The sequence below is a fragment of the Nocardia sp. NPDC059195 genome (assembly GCF_042754695.1).
Taxonomy (GTDB): Bacteria; Actinomycetota; Actinomycetes; order Mycobacteriales; family Mycobacteriaceae; genus Nocardia.
Genome location: NZ_JBHZBG010000029.1, coordinates 54,729 through 73,987, shown reverse-complemented (window position 1 = coordinate 73,987; position 19,259 = coordinate 54,729). Strand labels below are relative to the sequence as shown.

At 68.0% G+C, this 19,259-nt stretch carries 14 protein-coding genes; 9 read left to right on the top strand and 5 right to left on the bottom strand.

All coding sequences use genetic code 11. The features are described 5' to 3' along the window. Positions 1-7: 7 nt before the first annotated feature. The 3 genes from ACFXKN_RS27670 (at position 8) to ACFXKN_RS27660 (ending at position 11,026) form a co-directional block, all read left to right on the top strand. Complete coding sequence (locus ACFXKN_RS27670) at positions 8-676, top strand: isochorismatase family protein (RefSeq protein ID WP_379434124.1); 669 nt, start codon at positions 8-10, stop codon at positions 674-676. 308 nt (positions 677-984) lie between these two features. Continuing rightward, the gene (locus tag ACFXKN_RS27665; protein ID WP_379434123.1) at positions 985-9,990 is read left to right on the top strand and encodes an amino acid adenylation domain-containing protein; all 9,006 of its coding nucleotides are present in this window, start codon (positions 985-987) and stop codon (positions 9,988-9,990) included. 34 nt (positions 9,991-10,024) lie between these two features. Continuing rightward, entirely contained in the window at positions 10,025-11,026 is a 1,002-nt protein-coding gene (locus tag ACFXKN_RS27660) for an ABC transporter substrate-binding protein (protein ID WP_379434122.1), read from the top strand. Positions 11,027-11,144: 118 nt separating this feature from the next. Here ACFXKN_RS27660 and ACFXKN_RS27655 read toward each other — a convergent pair whose 3' ends face one another. Genes ACFXKN_RS27655 through ACFXKN_RS27645 form a run of 3 tightly spaced genes read right to left on the bottom strand, consistent with a single transcriptional unit; the run spans position 11,145 to position 14,001 of the window. Continuing rightward, positions 11,145-12,563, bottom strand: coding sequence for an NAD(P)(+) transhydrogenase (Re/Si-specific) subunit beta (locus ACFXKN_RS27655; RefSeq protein ID WP_379434129.1), 1,419 nt, complete (start codon positions 12,561-12,563; stop codon positions 11,145-11,147). A 17-nt stretch (positions 12,564-12,580) separates the two neighbouring features. Then, a complete protein-coding gene (locus tag ACFXKN_RS27650) occupies positions 12,581-12,883 on the bottom strand; it encodes an NAD(P) transhydrogenase subunit alpha (RefSeq protein ID WP_378963690.1) in 303 nt (100 codons plus the stop codon). After that, on the bottom strand, positions 12,883-14,001 hold the full coding sequence (locus ACFXKN_RS27645) for a Re/Si-specific NAD(P)(+) transhydrogenase subunit alpha (protein WP_379434121.1): 1,119 nt from the start codon (positions 13,999-14,001) through the stop codon (positions 12,883-12,885). Before ACFXKN_RS27645 ends, ACFXKN_RS27650 begins: the two co-directional genes overlap by 1 nt. Before the next feature lie 122 nt (positions 14,002-14,123). Here ACFXKN_RS27645 and ACFXKN_RS27640 point away from each other — a divergent pair, with 122 nt between their 5' ends. From ACFXKN_RS27640 to ACFXKN_RS27625, 4 genes are all read left to right on the top strand, one after another. Next, complete coding sequence (locus ACFXKN_RS27640) at positions 14,124-14,255, top strand: hypothetical protein (RefSeq protein ID WP_378963692.1); 132 nt, start codon at positions 14,124-14,126, stop codon at positions 14,253-14,255. 150 nt (positions 14,256-14,405) lie between these two features. Further along, a complete protein-coding gene (locus ACFXKN_RS27635) occupies positions 14,406-14,858 on the top strand; it encodes an HIT family protein (RefSeq protein ID WP_378963693.1) in 453 nt (150 codons plus the stop codon). After that, on the top strand, positions 14,855-15,694 hold the full coding sequence (locus tag ACFXKN_RS27630; RefSeq protein ID WP_378963694.1) for a maleylpyruvate isomerase N-terminal domain-containing protein: 840 nt from the start codon (positions 14,855-14,857) through the stop codon (positions 15,692-15,694). Before ACFXKN_RS27635 ends, ACFXKN_RS27630 begins: the two co-directional genes overlap by 4 nt. Next, complete coding sequence (locus ACFXKN_RS27625; protein WP_378963695.1) at positions 15,694-16,335, top strand: Type 1 glutamine amidotransferase-like domain-containing protein; 642 nt, start codon at positions 15,694-15,696, stop codon at positions 16,333-16,335. The genes ACFXKN_RS27630 and ACFXKN_RS27625 overlap by 1 nt, the downstream gene beginning before the upstream one ends. A gap of 4 nt (positions 16,336-16,339) precedes the next feature. Here the strand turns inward: ACFXKN_RS27625 and ACFXKN_RS27620 are convergent, their stop codons facing one another. Both ACFXKN_RS27620 and ACFXKN_RS27615 read right to left on the bottom strand, forming a co-directional pair. Next, positions 16,340-16,831: a GtrA family protein gene (locus ACFXKN_RS27620; protein WP_378963696.1), complete on the bottom strand. Its 492-nt coding sequence runs from the start codon at positions 16,829-16,831 to the stop codon at positions 16,340-16,342. Between the two features lie 65 nt (positions 16,832-16,896). Beyond that, entirely contained in the window at positions 16,897-17,208 is a 312-nt protein-coding gene (locus ACFXKN_RS27615; protein ID WP_378963697.1) for a hypothetical protein, read from the bottom strand. A 353-nt stretch (positions 17,209-17,561) separates the two neighbouring features. Here ACFXKN_RS27615 and ACFXKN_RS27610 point away from each other — a divergent pair, with 353 nt between their 5' ends. Both ACFXKN_RS27610 and ACFXKN_RS27605 read left to right on the top strand, forming a co-directional pair. Next, a complete protein-coding gene (locus ACFXKN_RS27610) occupies positions 17,562-18,935 on the top strand; it encodes an FAD-binding oxidoreductase (RefSeq protein WP_379434120.1) in 1,374 nt (457 codons plus the stop codon). A 37-nt stretch (positions 18,936-18,972) separates the two neighbouring features. Further along, positions 18,973-19,257: a GNAT family N-acetyltransferase gene (locus tag ACFXKN_RS27605; protein ID WP_379434119.1), complete on the top strand. Its 285-nt coding sequence runs from the start codon at positions 18,973-18,975 to the stop codon at positions 19,255-19,257. Positions 19,258-19,259 lie beyond the last annotated feature (2 nt).

Genomic DNA, 19,259 nt, shown 5'->3' with positions numbered 1-19,259 from the left:
ACTCACCATGCCCATACCCCCGATCGCGCCCTATCCGATGCCGACCGCGGACGAGTTCACCGCCGATCGGGTCGACTGGACCGCCGAACCCGGCCGTAGCGCACTGCTGATCCACGACATGCAGCAGTACTTCCTTGACGCCTACGACCTGCACCGCGATCCCGCCCGCACTCTCATCGCTAATATCGCCAAGCTGCGCGACCACTGCCACCAGCTCGACATTCCGGTCATCTACACCATGCAACCCGGCGACCAGCATCCCTCGCGGCGCGGCATTCTCGCCGATTTCTGGGGCACCGGTATGGCCGAGGGCGCCGATACCGAGGTGATCAACGCCATCGCCCCCGATCCGCGCGACATCCAGGTCACCAAGTGGCGCTACTCCGCCTTCCAGCGCACCGACCTGCGTGAACTGCTCGGCTACTACGGCCGCGACCAGCTCCTCATCACCGGCGTCTACACCCACATGGGCTGCATGCTCAGTGCCGCGGAAGCTTTCATGGGCGACGTGCGCCCGTTCCTCGTCCACGACGCCACCGCCGACTTCAGCCGCGATGAACACATCATGGCGCTGAACTACGTCGCCCGCCGCTGCGGGGCCGTCAGCGGCACCGACGATCTGATCCGTCAGCTCGGCAGCGCGAAGGTGAAAACCACCGAGCGCCGATCAGCCTGATCGGTGCCGTCGAGCACAGCTGTGGCACAGCCACTTCCGTCACCGGCGAGGGGCCCTGCCGTTCCGCGCTGAACGACAGGGCTCCTGCGGCACCGGACACTCTGCGCCACTGTTGATTCCGCTCGCCGACAACGCCGCAGGAGTGGCCGGTTCCGGCGACAGGAAGGCCGGTCCGGTGATGCGGGTCACAATCCACAATTGAAATCGAAGTTAGGCTAACCTACCCTTCTCTTCTCTCCGGCTGGGCTTTCATCGAGCCCGGGTGGCACTAGGGAGAGTCGGGGAACGTTGAAGGTGAAGGAGTTGCTGTGGGATCGGTGGAACGGGACGAAGTAGGCGCCGAAGATCCCGGATTGCCGCTCACCGGAGCGCAATTGGGCATCTGGAACGCCCAGCGGCTCGACCCCGACTCGCTCAGCTACATGGTCGGCGAGGTGCTCGAGATCGCCGGACCCGATCCCGTCGATGTGGCGTTGCTGGACACCGCGATTCGCCACACCATCGTCGAAACCGACACCATGGGACTGCGATTCGCCGACACCCCGGCGGGACCGCGTCAGCGGATCACCGACCTGGAACCCGACCTGCGCCCGATCGTGGATCTGCGCGGCGAGACCGACCCGATCGCGGCCGCGCACCGGCTGGTCGCGGCCGAACGTGCACGCTCGGCCACCTCGTGCCGGGCCATGGTCGACCGGCAGCTCTACACCTACACGCTGCTGCGCCTCACCGACAACGAGGTGTGGTGCATCCAGCTCTACCACCACCTGATCATCGACGGCTACAGCGCGGCCATGGTGTCGCGCCGGGTCGCCGCGCACTACACCGCGCTGCGTCGCGGCGCCGACGTGCCGCGCCTGCGGTGGGGCTCGATCGAGACGCTCGTGGCCGAAGACCTCGAATACCGTGGGAGCCAGGCACATCAGCACGACCGCGACTACTGGCGCGACCGGCTCACGCCGCTGCCGCCGCTGGACGGTCGCGGCCGCGCACCCGAGGGCATAGTCGAGCAGACCCACGAGATCCGCGCCGTCCTCGACACCGACCTGGTGGCCCGCGTCAAGGCGGCGGCCGCGGCAGCCGGAATCACCTGGGCCGACGTGCTCGTCGCCGGATACGTGGGATTCGTGCACCGGTTGCTCGGCGAGACCGATGTGGTCATCGCACTGCCGGTGATGGCGCGGGTGGGCAAGACCGCCCTCACCACCCCCTCCATGGCGGTCAACGTGCTGCCACTGCGAATTTCGGTATCCAGCTCCGATCGCCTCGGCGAACTCGGGAAGCGGGTGGCAGATGCCCTGCGGGAGATGCGCGCCCACCAGCGATTCCGCGGTGAGGACCTGGCCCGCGAATTCGGCGGCACCCAGACCGGCGCGCTGCTGCACGGCATCGGCATCAACCTCAAGGCGTTCGACTTCGCCCTCGATTTCGACGGTGCCACCGGCACGCTGCGCAATGTCGCCGGTGGCCCACCAGAGGATCTGGGACTGACCGTCACCCCACTGTCGGAGGACCGGATCCAGCTCGGATTCGAGGTCGACGCCCGATCGCTGGACGCCGCCACGGCGCAGCGGCGGATGGACGCGCTGGTCACATTGATCACCGAACTCATCGACGCGGCGGATAGGCCGATCGGCGCGATCGCCCTGTACCAGAACGAGATCGGCGCGAGTATCGACGTCGATCGCGCCGGTGCCGCGCTGCCCGGTCAGCCGACGGACGCGGTCGAGATCTTCGACAGCATGGTCGCGGCGCAACCAGATGACATCGTGCTCGTCGACGGCGCCCACCGGCTCACCGCCGCCGAACTGGGCGCCAGGGTGCACCGGTTGGCGCGGTACCTGCGTGGCCGGGGCGTCGGCCCCGAGGACATCGTCGGCATCGCGCTGCCGCGCACCGTCGACCTGGTCATCGCCCAGCTCGCAGTGCGGCACGCGGGCGCGGCCTACCTGATCCTCGACATCGGACACCCGGCCCAACGCCTCGCCGACATCGTCGACGACGCCGCCCCGGTGCTGATCCTCACCGACGACACGGTCGCGGACACGACATTCGCCGACGCCCGTCGGTCGGTTGCCCTGATCCGGATGTCGGACAGCGAGATTCGCGAGGTGGTCGGCGGACTGGCCGACGGCCCGCTCACCACCGCCGAACTCGCCGCGCCGCGCTTGCCCGCGCATCTGGCCTACGTCGTGTACACCTCGGGATCCACCGGAAAGCCAAAGGGCGTGCAGATCTCCTGCAGTGCGATGGCCCAGCTGCTGCACCACCACCGATCGACCGTCTACGCCGAGGCCGCCGAGCGCGTCGGCGGGCGGCAGTTGCACATCGCGCACACCTACTCCTTCGCCTTCGACGCGGCGCTGGACCAACTGCTGTGGCTGTGGTGCGGACACCGGGTTCATCTGTACGACACCGATATTCAGAAGGACGCTGCCGCCCAGGTCGCCGCGTTCGGTGCCGATCGCATCGATGTCGTCGACACCACCCCCTCGATGGCGACCGCCCTGATCGACAACGGGCTGCTCGGCCGCGCTCACCGTCCTGAGCTGCTGCTGCTCGGTGGCGAGGCGACCCCGCCCGCCCTGTGGTCGGTCATCGTCGCCTCGAAGGTGGCCGCCCGCAATATGTACGGTCCGACCGAGGCCACCGTCGACGCGCTCAGCGCGCCGGTGACCGGGGCGCTACCGCATGTCGGCGGTCCGCTCGCCGGAACCCGCGCCTACCTGCTCGACGGTGCGCTGCAACTCGTACCGGACGGCGAGATCGGCGAATTGTATTTGGCCGGTCCGCAGTTGGCGCGCGGCTATCTCGGACGCGTCGAGGTGACGGCGGAGCGGTTCGTCGCCGACCCGTTCGCGGCGGGCGAGCGCATGTATCGCACCGGCGACCGGGCCCGTTGGCTACCCGGCCATGGCTACGACTACCTCGGGCGCGGCGATCAGCAGATCAAGGTGCGCGGCTATCGCGTGGAACTGGGCGAGGTCGAAGCGTCGCTCGGGGTACTGTCCGGCGTGGCCGCCGCGGCCGCCACCATCCGCAAGTCCGGGGACAGCACCCGGCTGGTGGGCTACCTGGTCCCCGAGGCCGGCCGTGCTCTCGACGCCGATCAGCTGCGCCACCAGCTCACCACCATGGTGCCCGACCACCTGGTGCCCTCCGCGCTCGTCGTCCTCGACGCCCTGCCGACCACCGTGAACGGCAAACTCGATCGCGCTGCCCTGCCCACACCCCAGCTGACCTCGACCGGACGACCGCCTCGCACCGAGCAGGAGCGGGCGCTGTGCGGTGTGGTCGCCGAGGTGCTCGGCGTGGCACAGGTCAACGCCACCGATGACTTCTTCGGACTCGGCGGCGACAGCATCACCGCGATCGGCGTGAGCAGCCGCCTGCGCGCAATCGGCTGGGAGGTACAGCCGAAAACACTGCTGGCCCAACGCGATCTGGCCACCATCGCGGCAGTGGCCCAGGTGTCGGAGCAGCAGACCCACACCCCTGCCCCGGATGAGGCGACCGGCCTGGTCCCGATCCCGCCCATGGTGGCCGCACTCCTGGAAGCGAACCCGAGCCGCACCGCCGTAGCCGGCTACGCCCAGTGGACCGCCCTGACCCTGCACGAAGACCTCACCCTCGACCACCTGACCACCGGCCTGCAAACACTGCTCGACCGCCACGACGCCCTGCGCCTGATCCTCGACGAATCGGACCGGCTGGAAGTCGCGGACGTCGGCGCCGTGCGCGCATCGAGCCTGGTCCGCGAGCTGCCGTTCGACGAATCACTGTCGAGCCGCACGGTCACCGCCGAGTCTTCCGCTGGTGCGGCCGCGCGTGCCGACGCTGCGGGTGAGACATCGCCCCTCTCGGGCACCTCGGACGGTGGAGCGAATTCCTCGGCGCTGCAGGGCAAGTCCTCTGCCGAAGCCGCGGGCGACACATCACTACCCTCAACCACCCCGAACGGTGGACCGAACTCCTCAACGCCGCACGGCAAGTCCTCTGCCGAAGCCGCGGGCGACACATCACTATCCTCAACCGTCCCGGACAGCGGGCCGAATTCCTCAGCACCACACAGCAAGTCCGCTGAGGATGAACTGCTCGAGTCGGTGGCGACAGAGCTCGCGGGGGAATTGGATCCCGCAGCGGGGATCGAGATTCGCGCTGCGCTGGTACGCACCGCGCCGGGAACCGCCGACTGCCTGGTCCTGGTTGCCAATCACGTGGTGGTGGATGGCGTTTCTTGGCGCATCCTGGTGCCCGAGCTGTATGAGGCGTGTGCGGCAGCCCGAGACCGGCGCCCGGTTCGGCTGCCCGCGAAGGGCAGTTCGTGGCGGCGGCACGCCACCCTGCTCGCCGAGTCCGGCGCCACGGGCGAGCACCGTTCGGAATTGGCGCACTGGCAACGCGCGCTCGGCGACGCCACCGTCGCGTCACTGGGGGAACGGCCGCTCGACCACGCCGTAGACCTCGTCGAGAGTGCGAACCAGACAAGAACTTTCGCAGCTCCCGAGATTTCCGAGGCACTGCTGACCACGCTCCCCGCCGCGTATCGGGCCAAGACCGACGACGTGCTGCTCGCGGCGCTCATGCTGGCGCTCAACGCGTGGCGGCACGAGCGTGGCGAAGCGCTCGAGACCGGCAGGCCCGTCACGGTCGAGGGGCACGGGCGCGACGCCCTGCGTGCCGATACCGATTTCGCGGGCACCATCGGCTGGTTCACCAGCGAGTACCCGGTGTGGACGCCGGCGACCGGCATCGACGACCCGGCTGGGCTCGCCGAGGCACTGGCAGGCGGGGCGGCGGCCGGACGGCTGTTGCGGGCGGTCAAGGAGGCCAAGCGCGCCGTCCCCGGCAATGGCGTGGGATACGGCGTGCTGCGCAGGCTCGATCCGGAGACCGCGCCGCGATTCACCGAGCGGCGCGCACCCGAGGTGCTGCTCAACTACCTCGGCCGCTTCGGCGGCGGCGCCGCCCTCGGCTGGAGCTTGCCCGAACACGACGCGTTTGCGGTGACGGAACCACCGGAAAAGGCGCTCACGGAAGTACTTTCGCTCAATGTCTTCGTGCACGAACCCACCACCGCGCACCCGGGTGGGCCCCGGCTCGCCGTGGAGTGGACTGCGGCGAGCCGGATTCTCGGTGCGCACCAGGTCACGGAAATCCAGCGGCACTTCGAACTCGCGCTGGAGGCGTTCGCCGCGCACGCGATGCTGTTCCCCGGCGGGCTCACACCGTCGGACTCCCCCGAACTCGCCGTCGCCCAGGAAACCATCGACACGCTGGAGGCCGCGCACGGCCCGCTGGCCGAACTGCTGCCGCTCTCGCCCTTGCAGGAGGGCCTGCTGTTCCATGCGATTCGCGATGGCGCGGACGATGTCTACGCCCTGAGCGCCCGCGTCGACCTGCACGGACCACTGGACGGCGCGCGGTTGTCGGCGGCTTTCGACACCGTCATCGGCAGGCATCCCACCATGGCCGCGGCCTTCCACTACGAGGGCCTGGATCAGCCGGTGCAGGCGGTCCCCCGGTCGGTCGGCATGCCGTGGCGTGAGGTCGATCTGTCCGGGTTGCCGCTGCGCGCCGCGCAGGCCGCCGCCGACCGGCTGGAAATCGACGCCACCCGGCACCGGTTCACAGTGGACCGGTCGCCGATGTTACGCGCCACGCTGGTTCGGCTGCCAGGACAAGCGCACCGGCTGGTGCTCAACACTCATCACCTGGTGATCGACGGCTGGTCAACGCCCATCGTGTTGCGCGAGGTGCTCGCCGTCTACCACGGCGACGAACTGTCCTCGCCCGCCTCGTACAGCGACTATCTGGCCTGGATCGGCACCCGTGACCGCGCGGCCGTCCGCGCGGCCTGGTCGCGGCGACTGGCCGGATTCGCCGAGCCGACGCTGGTGCGCACCAACACTTTCCGCGAGCGGGAGGTTCGGCAATGGCAGGTTCCGCTGCCCGAATCGCTCGCCACGGCACTGGCCGAACTCGGCCGCCGCCGCGGCCTGACGATGAACACCCTGGTGCAGGGCACCTGGGCGCTGGTGCTCGCCGCACTCACCGGACGCACCGACGTCGTGTTCGGTGCGACCGTCTCCGGCCGCCCCGCTGAACTGCCAGGTGTCGCGGGCATGGTCGGCCTGTTCGCCAACACCGTGCCGGTGCGCTGTGCCTTCGACGCGGATCGCACGCTGCTCGAGCAGTTGGCCGAACTGCAGGAGAACCAGTTCGCCATGCAGGAGTTCGACTACGCGGGACTGGCGGAGATCGAACGGATCGCCGGGATCGGCACCCTCTTCGACACCCTGGTCGCCTTCGAGAACTTCCCGAATTCCGGTGCCGGGCAACCGGAGTCGCACGAGTTGCGACGCGGCGACTTCCACAATCACGGCAACACGCACTACCCGATGACCTTGATCGCCCCGCCGGGCGACCATCTGCAACTGGTGATCTGGTACGACCGCGCCGCCGTACCCGACACCACGCTCGCCCACATCTCCGAGCGGATCGGCACGATCCTCACCGCCGTCACCTCCGCCACGGACCCCACTCCCGCCCCGTTCCTCGAGCCTCTCGCACCAGTGGTCGCGATTGCCGCCGCGGCCACCACGACCACGGCCACCGGGACATCGCCCGCGACTGTCGCGACCGCACCGACTGTCGCGACCGCACAGGTTGTCGCGACCGCACAGGTTGTCCCGACAGCGGCTACCGCGACCGCACCGACCGCGGCTGCCGCGACGGCGCCGACTGTCGAGACGGCATCGACTACCGCCGCCACACGACCCACCGCCGGCGAACAGCCGGACCCAAGGGGCGACACCCTCGCCGAATGGGGGACGCCGGTCGATCCGGCGGCGCCCGCCATCACCGCCGAAGGCGTCACGATCGACTTCCGCGAGTTCGACGCCAGGGTGAATCGACTGGCCCGGTGGCTCATCTCGCGCGGTGTCGGTCCCGAAACCGTGGTGGCCGTTGCCATGCCACGCTCCATCGAATCGGTGGTCACGGCGCACGCCATCTGCCGAGCCGGTGGCGTGTACCTGCCGGTGGACCCGGAACAGCCCGCCCAGCGCGTCGAGAAGATCCTCGACACCGCCGCTCCCGCCCTCGTTCTGCACTCGCTGGACGAGGCGGACACCAGCGGATTCACCGATGCGGCACTCACCGATGCCGACCGGCTCGCGCCGCTGCGCCCGGCCAACACCGCCTGCCTGCTGTTCACCTCCGGCTCCACCGGTGTGCCCAAGGGCGTGAGCCTGTCGCACGCCTCGATCATCTCCACCTTCGAGTGGCTGCAGCGCGAGCGCCGGTTCGGGCCGGGCGACACGATGCTCTACCGCACCCCGCCGATCTTCGACGCCTCGCTCATGGAGATGTTCCTTCCGCTGCACGTCGGCGCCCGGATCGTGCTGACCCGGCCGGGCGGTCACCGCGATCCCTACTATCAGGCTCAGCTCATGAGCACCGAGCGGGTGACCGCGATGTGGATGACGACTTCCATGCTGACCGTGCTCGCCGAAGAGGCCGACCTGTCGGGATGCGCGGATCTGCGCTGTGTTCTCACCGGCGGTGAGGTGCTGCCGCCCGCGACAGCGCACCGCATGCGCGCACTGACCGGCACCGCCGTGTACAACTTCTACGGTCCCACCGAGGCCGCGATCGGCTTCACCTTCCACGAGACCGTCGATGCCGATACCGGGGCGGTCCCGGTCGGCGCACCCGCCGATGCCGTTCGCATCCTCGACGACCAACTGCGCCCGGTCCCCGAGGGAACCATCGGCGAGCTCTACATGACCGGTGTCCGGCTGGCGCGCGGCTATCTGGCCCGCCCCGATCTGAGCGCTGCCGCCTTCGTGGCTGACCCGCACGGGACAGGCGAAAGGATGTACCGCACCGGCGATCTGGTGAAACGGAATCCAGATGGGGAACTCGACTACATCGGCCGCACCGACAGCCAGGTGAAGTTGCGCGGCCAGCGCATCGAACTGGGCGATATCGAATCAGCCCTGCTCACGTGTGCCGGTGTGGCCCACGCGGTGGTGCTGCTGCGCGAGGACACACCGGGTGATCAGCGCCTGGTCGCCTATCTCATCGCCGAGTCCGCCGTCGTGCTCGACACCGGCGCGGTGCGCGAGCAGCTGCGAACAGCGTTGCCCGCGTACATGATTCCTGCCGCCTTCGTGGTGCTGGATCATATTCCGCGCACCGCGACCGAGAAGATCGCCCGGCAAGAACTGCCCGCGCCTGAATCCAGCCGGCCCGGAGAGACCGTTGCCGATTCCGGGCGCCCGAAAGTTTCGGCGACGAGTGAACCGGTCGGAGATCCTGTGCGGGACACGGGTTCCGGCCTGCTCAGCACGATCTGTCAGGCCATGGCAGTGGTCCTGTCGCTCGACGAAATCGGCGCGGACGAGGACTTCTTCGAACAGGGCGGGCACTCACTCCTCGCTGTGCGACTGATCGGCCGTCTGACCCGCGCGGACCTACCGGTGGTCCTCGACGACGTCTTCGCCGCTCCCACGCCACGTGGACTCGCGGCGCGGATCGGCGCGGTCGATCCCACCGCGCCTCGACCGGCAGACGGTCTCGCCAGTTTGGGCAGCCGCCTCGATCCGGTGCTGGAGCTGCGCACCGAGGGGTCGGTCCCACCGCTGTTCTGCATCCATCAGATCGGCGGCACCGCATGGAAATACGCTCCGCTGGCCCGGCTGCTGCGCGCCGAGCGACCGATCATCGGCCTGCAGATGCCCCAGCTCACCGAGCCGGATATCCACATACGCACGCTCGACGAGCTGGCGCGGTACTACCTGGCCGCCGTCCGCCGCATCCAGCCGCAGGGTCCGTACCACTTGCTCGGCTACTCGCTGGGCGGCAACCTCGCCCACGCGATGGCCGCGATCTTGGAAGCCGAGGGCGAACAGGTCGGCTATGTGGGTCTGCTCGACTCGCATCCGCTGTCGAACCTGACCGATCGAGCCGCCGCGACCCTGGCCGACCCCGCCGGAATGGACGCACTCCTGCCCGAGATCGCCGAGTACGCACCGGAATTGGCAGTAGTGGTGCGCAATGCCGCGACCGAGCTGCTGCGCATGGTCACGCAATCGGAGTCCCCGCGCTACAGCGGCCCGATGGCCATGTACTGCGCCGACGCCGGTGACGAACCCGAACGCGTGCACGCCCAGATGACCGGTTGGAAGGCGGCCGGCGCGCAACTGGTGGTCCGCCGACTTCCTTACTCGCACAACGATATCGCGACCCCGACCGGCTGGATCGAGGTCGCGGCGCTGCTCGATGTGGATCCGGCGATCCGCACCTGAACCTCCACCTGGAATGAAAGAAGGAAAACCCTCAATGTCAGCACATCGAATGACGGCACGCATGCGTGCCGCCGTCGCCCTCCTGATCGTCGCAGTGACCGCGACGGCAGTGGGCTGCGGCAGCTCCACCTCCGACGAGGCCGCCGTCACCGGCACTCGCCAGGTGGAAACCGCCAAGGGCCTGGTCACCGTGCCCGCCGACCCGCAGCGCATCGTGGTACTCAACGGCGCTCTCGCCGGGTACCTCTTCGATCTGGATGCCAAGGTGGCAGCCGCGGATCCGCGCATTCTCGGCCTCACGCTGAAGCCCGGCGAGTTCCCCCCGGCCTGGGCCGCGGAAGCCAAGGAGCAGGGTACCGAGACGGTGCCCTCCGGTGACGACCTGAACCTGGAATTCATCGCCGCCCAGCGGCCGGACCTGATCATCGGCGGCGGACCGGGCTGGCCGGGTCAGCAGACGATCAAGAACTACGACAAGCTCACCGCCGTCGCGCCCACCGCGCTGGTGGCGTCCGACCTCGCCAACTGGCAGGACCAGTTGAAGGCGGTAGCCGAGTTCGTGAACCGCTCCGAAAAGGTGGGCCCCATGATCACCGCCTACAACGACAAGGTCAAGGCGGTGAAATCCGGTCTGAAGGTGCCGCAGGGCGCGGTGGCCGTGATGCAGTCCCAAGCGGACGGCAAGCCCATCCTGCTCGCTCCCAACACCCCGCTGGCCACGCTGCTCTCCGAGGTCGGCTTCACCATCGACGACAAGATCGAAGCGAAGGCAGGCAACCCGCCCAGGGCCGCGGCCGGCGACTGGGTGACCTTCAGCCCCGAGCTGCTGAGCACCGTCGTCGACGCGCCGGTGCTGTTCGTGATCAAGCTCGACGGCGGCCGCGATATCCCCCAGCTGAAGGAAGATCCAGCGCTGGCCATGCTGCCTGCCTTCAAGAAGGGCCAGCTCTACGAACTGCCGGCGGAAAGCAAGCGCCCGGACTACCGGGTCGCCATGGCGACCCTCGACCTGCTGGCCGAACGCTTCAAGGCATAGCCTGATCGTCCCCGCCACACACGGATAGCATTGGTTGCGAACAACCCATGAGCCGCAGGGCAAGGGACCCCGCCGTTCCGGAGAACGGCGGGGTCCCTTGTCTGCGTATTCGCTTGTCTTACAGCGCTTTCAGTTCCTCGGTGACCGCACCGACGGACTTCTTCGCATCACCGAACAGCATCGAGGTGTGGTCGGCGTAGAACAGTGGGTTGTCGATGCCGGCGAAGCCGGAGTTCATCGAGCGCTTGAGCACGATGACGCTCTTGGCCTGGTCGACATTGAGCACCGGCATGCCGTAGATCGGGCTGGACTTGTCGTCGCGGGCCGCCGGGTTGGTGACGTCGTTGGCGCCGATCACCAGGACCACATCGGTGCGGTTGAATTCACCGTTGATGTCGTCCATTTCCTTCATCGCGTCGTAGGACACCTCGGCCTCGGCGAGCAGCACGTTCATGTGACCGGGCATACGACCGGCGACCGGGTGGATCGCGTACTTGACCTCGACGCCCTTGCCCTCGAGCAGCAAAGCCATCTCCTTGACCGCGTGCTGGGCCTGGGCCACGGCCATGCCGTAGCCGGGGACCACGATCACCTGGTTGGCGTAGGCCATCTGGATCGCGGCGTCGGCGGCCGAGGTCGCCTTCGCGGTCTTGGCCTCGCCGTCACCCGAACCCGCGACCGCGCCACCGCCACCGAAGCCACCGGCCACGATCGCGGGGATGGAGCGGTTCATGGCCTTGGCCATCAGGTTGGTGAGGATGGTGCCGGACGCGCCGACGATCATGCCCGCGACGATCATCGCGGTGTTGTTCAGCGCCAGACCCGCGGCCGCGGCCGACAGACCGGTGAGGGCGTTGAGCAGCGAGATGACGACCGGCATGTCCGCGCCACCGATGGGCAGCACGACCATCAGGCCGAGCACACCGGCGAACAGGAGCAGCCCGATCATCCACAGCTGCGAAACACCACCGTTGTCGGCGCCGAGGCCGATCACCACGGCGCACACGATCGCGCCGAGGAGCAGCAGCAGGTTCAGCGGCTGCTGCAGGCGGCCGACGCTGATCGGCTTGCCGGACAGGATTTCCTGCAGCTTCGCGAAGGCGATGATCGAGCCCCAGAAGGAGACCGAGCCGATCACCGCGGCGAACAGCGAACCGATGATGATGTGGATGGTGGGCTCTTCGTGCAGCTCGGAAAAGCCCGCGCTGTCGACGAATTCGGCCCACGCGATCAACGCGACGGTGCCACCACCGACACCGTTGAACGCGGCGACCAGCTGCGGCATCTCGGTCATCTTGGTGCGCACCGCGGGCGGAACGCCCAGGGCCACACCGACGACCAGACCGGCGACGATGAGGATCCAGTTGATCATCTCGGCGTGCCGCACCGAGATGAGCGTTGCGATCACCGCGATGCCCATACCGACCGCGGCGATCTTGTTGCCACGCACGGCGGTCTTCGGGCCGGTGAGGCCCATCAGACCGTAGATGAACATGGAGAAGGCCACCAGGTAGAGGCCGTTGACCAGGTAGGTCATATTGTCGACTGCGTGCATCACTCGGCCGCCTTCTTCTTACCCTTGAACATGGCGAGCATGCGGTCGGTGACCACGAAACCACCGATGACGTTCAATGTTCCGAACACCACCGCGACGAACAGGATCACCTGCACCAGCAGCGAGGGGTCCTTCACGTTGCCCAGGGTCACCAGCGCGCCGAGCACGACGATGCCGTGAATGGCGTTGGTGCCCGACATCAGCGGGGTGTGCAGGGTGTTGGGGACCTTGGAGATGACGGCGAATCCGACGAAGCCGGACAGCACGAGAATCGCGATATTGGCGAGCAGTTCGGTGTACATCAGGCTTCCACCTCACGGGTGACACAGGAGTCCGCCAGGACCTGATCTTCGAAGTCGGGGGCGAGCTTGCCATCGACCAGCATCAGTTCCAGCAGCGCCGAAATGTTCTTCGAGTACAGCTCGGAGGCGTGCTCGGGCATCGTGGCGGGCAGGTTCAGCGGCGAGGCGATGGTCACCTCGTGCTTGACCACGACCTCGCCGGGCTCGGTGAGCTCGCAGTTGCCACCGGTCTCACCGGCCAGGTCGACGATCACGCTGCCGGGCTTCATGCCCTCGACAGCGGCGGCGGTGACCAGGCGCGGTGCGGGTCGACCCGGCACCAGCGCGGTGGTGATCACGATGTCGAAACCCTTGATGGCGTCTTCGAGGGCCTGCTGCTGCTGGGCCTTCTCCTCGTCGGTGAGTTCGCGGGCGTACCCGCCCTCACCGGCGGCGTCGATGCCCAGATCCAGCCACTGCGCACCAACCGAGCGCACCTGATCGGCGACCTCGGGGCGCACGTCGTAACCGGTGGTCCGGCCACCCAGACGCTTGGCCGTGGCCAAAGCTTGCAGACCGGCGACACCGACACCGAGCACCAGCACGGTGGCCGGCTTCACGGTGCCCGCGGCGGTGGTGAGCATCGGGAAGAACCGGGTCGACTCCGACGCGGCGAGCAGCACAGCCTTGTAGCCTGCCACGTTCGCCTGCGAGGACAGGGCATCCATCACCTGCGCGCGCGAGATACGCGGAATCGCCTCGACGGCAAAGGCCTGCACACCGGCAGACTTCAGCGCACCGATCTGATTCTCGGCATTGCGCGGGGCGAGGAACCCGATCATGGTCTGCCCGGAGGACAGCTTGGCCACCTCGGCATCGCTGGGCGGGGCAACCTTGACGACGACCTCGGCCGACCACGGATCACCGATGGTCGCGCCTGCCTCTACATAGGCAGCGTCGGGAATGAGAGCGCCGAGGCCGGCACCGGCTTCCACGATCACCTCGACACCCTGCTTGGACAGGGAGGGGATGATCTTGGGCACCAATGCGACTCGCCGCTCGCCCGGGCCGGACTCGCGAACGACTCCGACACGCGCTCCGCGCGGCGAACCCTCGCCCACGTTTTGCGTTGTCTCCACTAGTCAGACTTCCTTTTCGTGCTGGCTTCGAGCCTGGGAACAACGGGTAGCCGAAGTTACCTGCGGGTAAGTTCGACTGAAATCCTCGCAACTGTACTCGGCTCGCGGTGAGCCTAGCGGAGATGCCCGTCACAACGGAGAGCTGGACCGACGACCACAAATCGGACACCTCGGGCCTGTTCATCCGTGACAACGACCTCCTGGCCTGGCAGTTAGCCGATTGCGCCCTCGTCGAGATTCGTCGTCGCAGGTGAGCGCACAAGACCGCACATCGACGTCGGTTACTTACCTCGACGTATGACTGCTGGACCGGCCGGTCCGGGGCACAGCGGACGTGACGCGCGTCATGCCGATGTCCCGCTCGGGCTGTTGCGCGACCCAGATCACACCGTAGGGTCGAGGCCGTGAACGACTGCGCCTTCTGTCTGATCGTGGCGGGTGCCGCACCGGCGACCATGGTCTACTCCGATGACGCGGTCTGCGCGTTCCTCGACATCCGTCCCGTCACCCGCGGCCACACCCTGATCGTGCCCAAGGTCCACGCGACCGAGCTCGACGATCTCGATCCCGAACTCGGCGCCCGGATGTTCCGCACCGGCCACCGCCTGGCCCGCGCCTTGCGCGTGAGCGGGCTCGCGAGCGACGGAGCCAATCTCATTCTCAACGACGGCACCGCCGCGTTCCAGACCGTCGGCCACGTCCACCTGCACGTGGTCCCCCGCAAACACGGTGACAAACTCAGCTTCGCCAAGGGCTTCCTGCTGCGTCGTCCGTACGAACCGAATTCGACCGCGGCGGCGATCCGCGCGGGCCTGTCCGCACTCGACCAGAGCGAAGCAGAAGGAGCACAGGGATGACCGAGACGCCGGGGCGCGAACAACTCACCGACCTGCTCGCCGAGCAGTGGGAAGCCATCGCGCTGCTGGTCGCCGACCTCGACGAAAAGACTTGGCGGCGAACGTCCCCGCTGCCAGGCTGGACCCTGTTCGACGTGGTCGCGCACGTGATCGGCACCGAATCGTGGTTGCTCGGCCAGACACCGCCGCCGCATGATCCGTTGCGCCCCAAGACCGATGTGCGAACGCTGCCGCATGTGCGCAACGAAGTGGCTGTGCTCAACGAGATCTGGGTCGACCGGTTGCGCCCGCTCTCCGGCAAGCGCCTGCTCGCGCTGTTCGACGAGACCACCGAGCGTCGCCGGGCCGCCTTGGCCGCGATGGACGACGATGCCTGGCAGGCCACGACGGTGTCGCCGGTGGGGCAGGTGCCCTACGGCCGGTTCATGCGGGTGCGGCTTTTCGATTGCTGGATGCACGAACTCGACCTCGCCGACGGGATCGGTCGCAGCGTGCCAGAGGGTGGCGCGCGGGCCGAGGCCGCGTTCGCCGAACTGACCATCGGTCTCGGTCGCGCGGTGGTGAAAGGCGCCAAAGCGCCGGATGGTTCGCTGGTCACGCTCGATCTGACCGGCCCGGTGACCAGGCAGGTGCATCTGTCGGTCGCCGGTGGGCGCGGAACGGTTCTCGACGAGATTTCCGAGGAGCCGACGACCGTGCTCCGGTTGGACTCCGGGCTTTTCGCCCGGTTGCGCGGTGGGCGCACGACGGCTGACCGGCACCCCGGCGAGGTCGTCGTCGAGGGCGATACGACCCTCGGCGAGCGGCTTGTGCGGAATCTGGCGTTCACCATCTGATGCGACTTTTCCTGGCGTCGTACCGGTTCGGTGGTTTCGCCGATCGGCTCGTGGGGCTCGTCGGTGCGCCGGGGCGGGTCGCGGTGATTCCGAACGCGTGTGACGCCTGGCCGGACGCCTGGTCGTCGGCGGTGATGAGCGATGTGAAACCGCTGGAGCAGCAGGGTTATTCGCCCGAGGTGCTGGATCTGCGCGAGTACGCCGGACAACCGGAACGGCTGGAACGGCACCTGCGCGGGTTCCCGATGGTCTGGGTGCGCGGCGGTAACACTTTCGTGCTTCGTGCCCAATTCGCCCGCAGCGGTGCTGATTCCGTGTTCACCACCCTGTTGCGCGAAGACGCGCTGGTCTACGCGGGCTACAGCGCGGGCGCGTGCCTGCTCGGACCCGACCTGCACGGGCTGGAAACCATGGACGATCCCGCGGAGGTGCTGCCCACCACCGGCATCGAACCACTGTGGGACGGACTGGGTTTGGTGGATCGTCGCCTGGTCGTCCACCTGGACTCCCCCACCGACCCGGACGGCGATTCCGCCGCGATGCTGGCCCACTGCGTCGCCGAGGAGATCCCGCACTGGGCACTCACGGACAACGATGTCGTCCTGGTCGACGGCGACCGCACCGAGGTGCTCAGGGGCTGAAGCCTCACACCGCGGTCACCGCCGGTTGGCGACGAAAGACGAACCAGCGCATCGCGCAGTACATGTACACGGCCTCACAACCGCCGGCGAGCAGCCTGGCCAGGTGATATTCCAGGCCGAGGGCGGTGAGACCCGAGCCGACGCCGAGGATGAAGGCCAGGTAGTTCACCAGCACGACAATCACATACACCGCGGCCTGCTTGCCCATCGGCGCGTGGGAATGGAAGTTGAAGGTGCGGTTGAGCAGGAAGCTCAGCCCGAACGCGGCGATGTAGGCGAGGGTGATCGACAGCCAGACCGGCAGGCCGAGTCCACTGTGCAGCAGGGTGAGCAGCAGCAGGTCGACGCCGAAGGTGAAGCTGTTGATCAGCCCGAACCCGAAAAGCGTCGCGGGCATATACCGATCCAGGCCCCACGGCAGCCGGGCCACGACCACCTCGCACCAACGGGTGAATCGGTCGGCCACCGACTCGGTGACACTCGCCTGATGCTCCACGCGGCCAGCCTGCCAGCGGCAGATGAAGCCAGGGTGAGCACACGGCAAACGGGTGGGCCGAGCAGCTAGCGGCCGACCGCCACGATCGGGCGAGTGTCGAACGAGGCCCATGCGGCGAGGCAGCGACGGCGGGTGAGCTCGTCGGCCTCGGCGAGCAGGGCGTCACGCAGCAGCGCGGGGTCGGCCGCCCAGCGCGCGGCGATCTCGGCCAGCGCGCGGACGTCGAACATCCCCGTCGATTCCAGCGCGGACAGCCATTCGTGGTGTGCGCCGGTGTGGACACTGCGCATCGCGTCGGTGTCGATGCCCGCGTCGGCGAACTCCGCGGCCAACAGGGCACCCACCAGCTCACTGCGGTCCTGCGGTTGTTTCGGCATCGCCAGTCCTCCCTGCGAAAAACGGTGCGGCGCAACAGCGTCGCGTGATCGATGCGCGCGAAGCGCACCCGTGGAGCAGAACTCGAAACACGCTGGGCGGCGAGGCGATTCACCATCGAACACACCCGGTACGGGCATTGTGAAGCATTGGACGGCGTATACACCAACTGGGCGCGCCAGATCACAATGATGCGGAAACCGCCTTGTTCGGACCCACATCACATCTGGTCAATTGATCACCAGGCATCCCGAGCGTTTCTTCTTCCCGGACGATGTCCGCGTGCGCGCCTGGTGAACTGTCGACCAGCGCGAACTGCCCGCGGCGGACGGGGTGCGCGGGTTAGCGTGGACAGGTGGACGAGCGCAGCGGTGACCTCGATTCGTTGATTTCGGCGTTGTCGGACGGGGCGGTCGTCATCGACCCCGATCTGCTGGCGGGGTATCGCCAGGATTGGGCGCGCGATCCCGCTGCGGGCACGCCGCTGGCAGTAGTGCGGGCGCGCGGTACCGCCGACGTCGCCGCCACGCTGCGGTGGGCGCACACCAACAAGGTGGCGATCGTGCCGCGTGGGGCCGGAACGGGTTTGTCCGGCGGGGCGACCGCGGTGGACGGCGGGATCGTGCTCAGTACCGAGTTGATGCGGGAGATCAGCGTCGACGCGGTGACCCGGATCGCGGTGGTGCAGCCCGGGTTGCTCAATGCCGAGGTGAAGCGGGCGGTCGCGGCGGAGGGGCTGTGGTATCCGCCGGACCCGTCCTCGTTCGAGATCTGTTCGATCGGCGGCAACGCGGCGACCAACGCGGGCGGGCTGTGCTGTGTGAAGTACGGCGTGACCACCGACTACGTGCTCGGCATGGAAGTGGTGCTGGCCGATGGGACCGTGGTGCGGCTCGGCGGGCCACGGCTCAAGGATTCGGCCGGGCTGTCGCTGACCAAACTGTTCGTCGGGAGCGAGGGCACGCTCGGCGTGATCACCGAACTCACCCTGCGGCTATTGCCCGCCCAGCCACCGCAGTCGACCGTCGTCGCGAGTTTCGGCTCGCTCACCGCGGCGACCGATGCGATCTTGGCCATCACCTCGACGCTGCGCCCCGCCATGCTCGAGTTCATGGACACCGTCGCGATCAACGCGGTCGAGGACGAGATGCGCATGGGATTGGACCGCACCGCCGCCGCCCTGCTCGTCGCCCGCTCCGACGCCCCGGGCGAGTTCGCCGCACACGAAGCACAGCTGATGGTGGGACTGTGCGAGAAGGCCGGGGCGACAGAGGTTTTCCACACCGCCGATGCCACCGAAGGTGAGGCCTTCACCGCCGCACGCCGATTCGCGATTCCCGCGGTGGAGAAGATCGGGCCGCTGCTGCTCGAAGACGTCGGCGTGCCGCTGCCCCGCCTCGGCGACCTGATCGCCGGCGTCGCCGACATCGGCGAACGCAACGATGTGCTCGTGTCGGTCATCGCGCACGCGGGCGACGGCAACACCCACCCGCTGATCGTGCACGACCCCACCGACCCCGACAACACCGCCCGCGCCCACCGCGCCTTCGGCGAGATCATGGACCTGGCCATCGCCCTCGGCGGCACTATCACCGGTGAACACGGCGTCGGCCGATTGAAGAAGGACTGGCTGCCCAACCAGGTCGGCCCCGACGTCATGGCGCTGACCCGCCGCATCAAGGACGCACTCGATCCCGAGGGCATTCTCAATCCCGGCGCGGTCCTCTAGCGGAACATCGCGTGGGAGCGCGGGGTTAGCATCCGGTATGACCACCAGGCTCGAGCACAACGTCGCCGACACCCGTTTCGAGATCTACCACGACGACATCCTCGCGGGATACGCCGACTACGCCGAACGTGAGGACGCCAAGGTCCGCGACTTCCACCACACCATGACGTTTCCGGAGTTCCGTGGCCGTGGGGTCGCGGCGGAGGTCGTGAAGTACGGCCTCGACGATGCCCGCGAGCACGGCTTCAAGATCATCCCGACCTGCTGGTATGTCGAGAAGTACATCGCCGAGCACCGCGAATACGCCGACCTGGTGGCCTGATC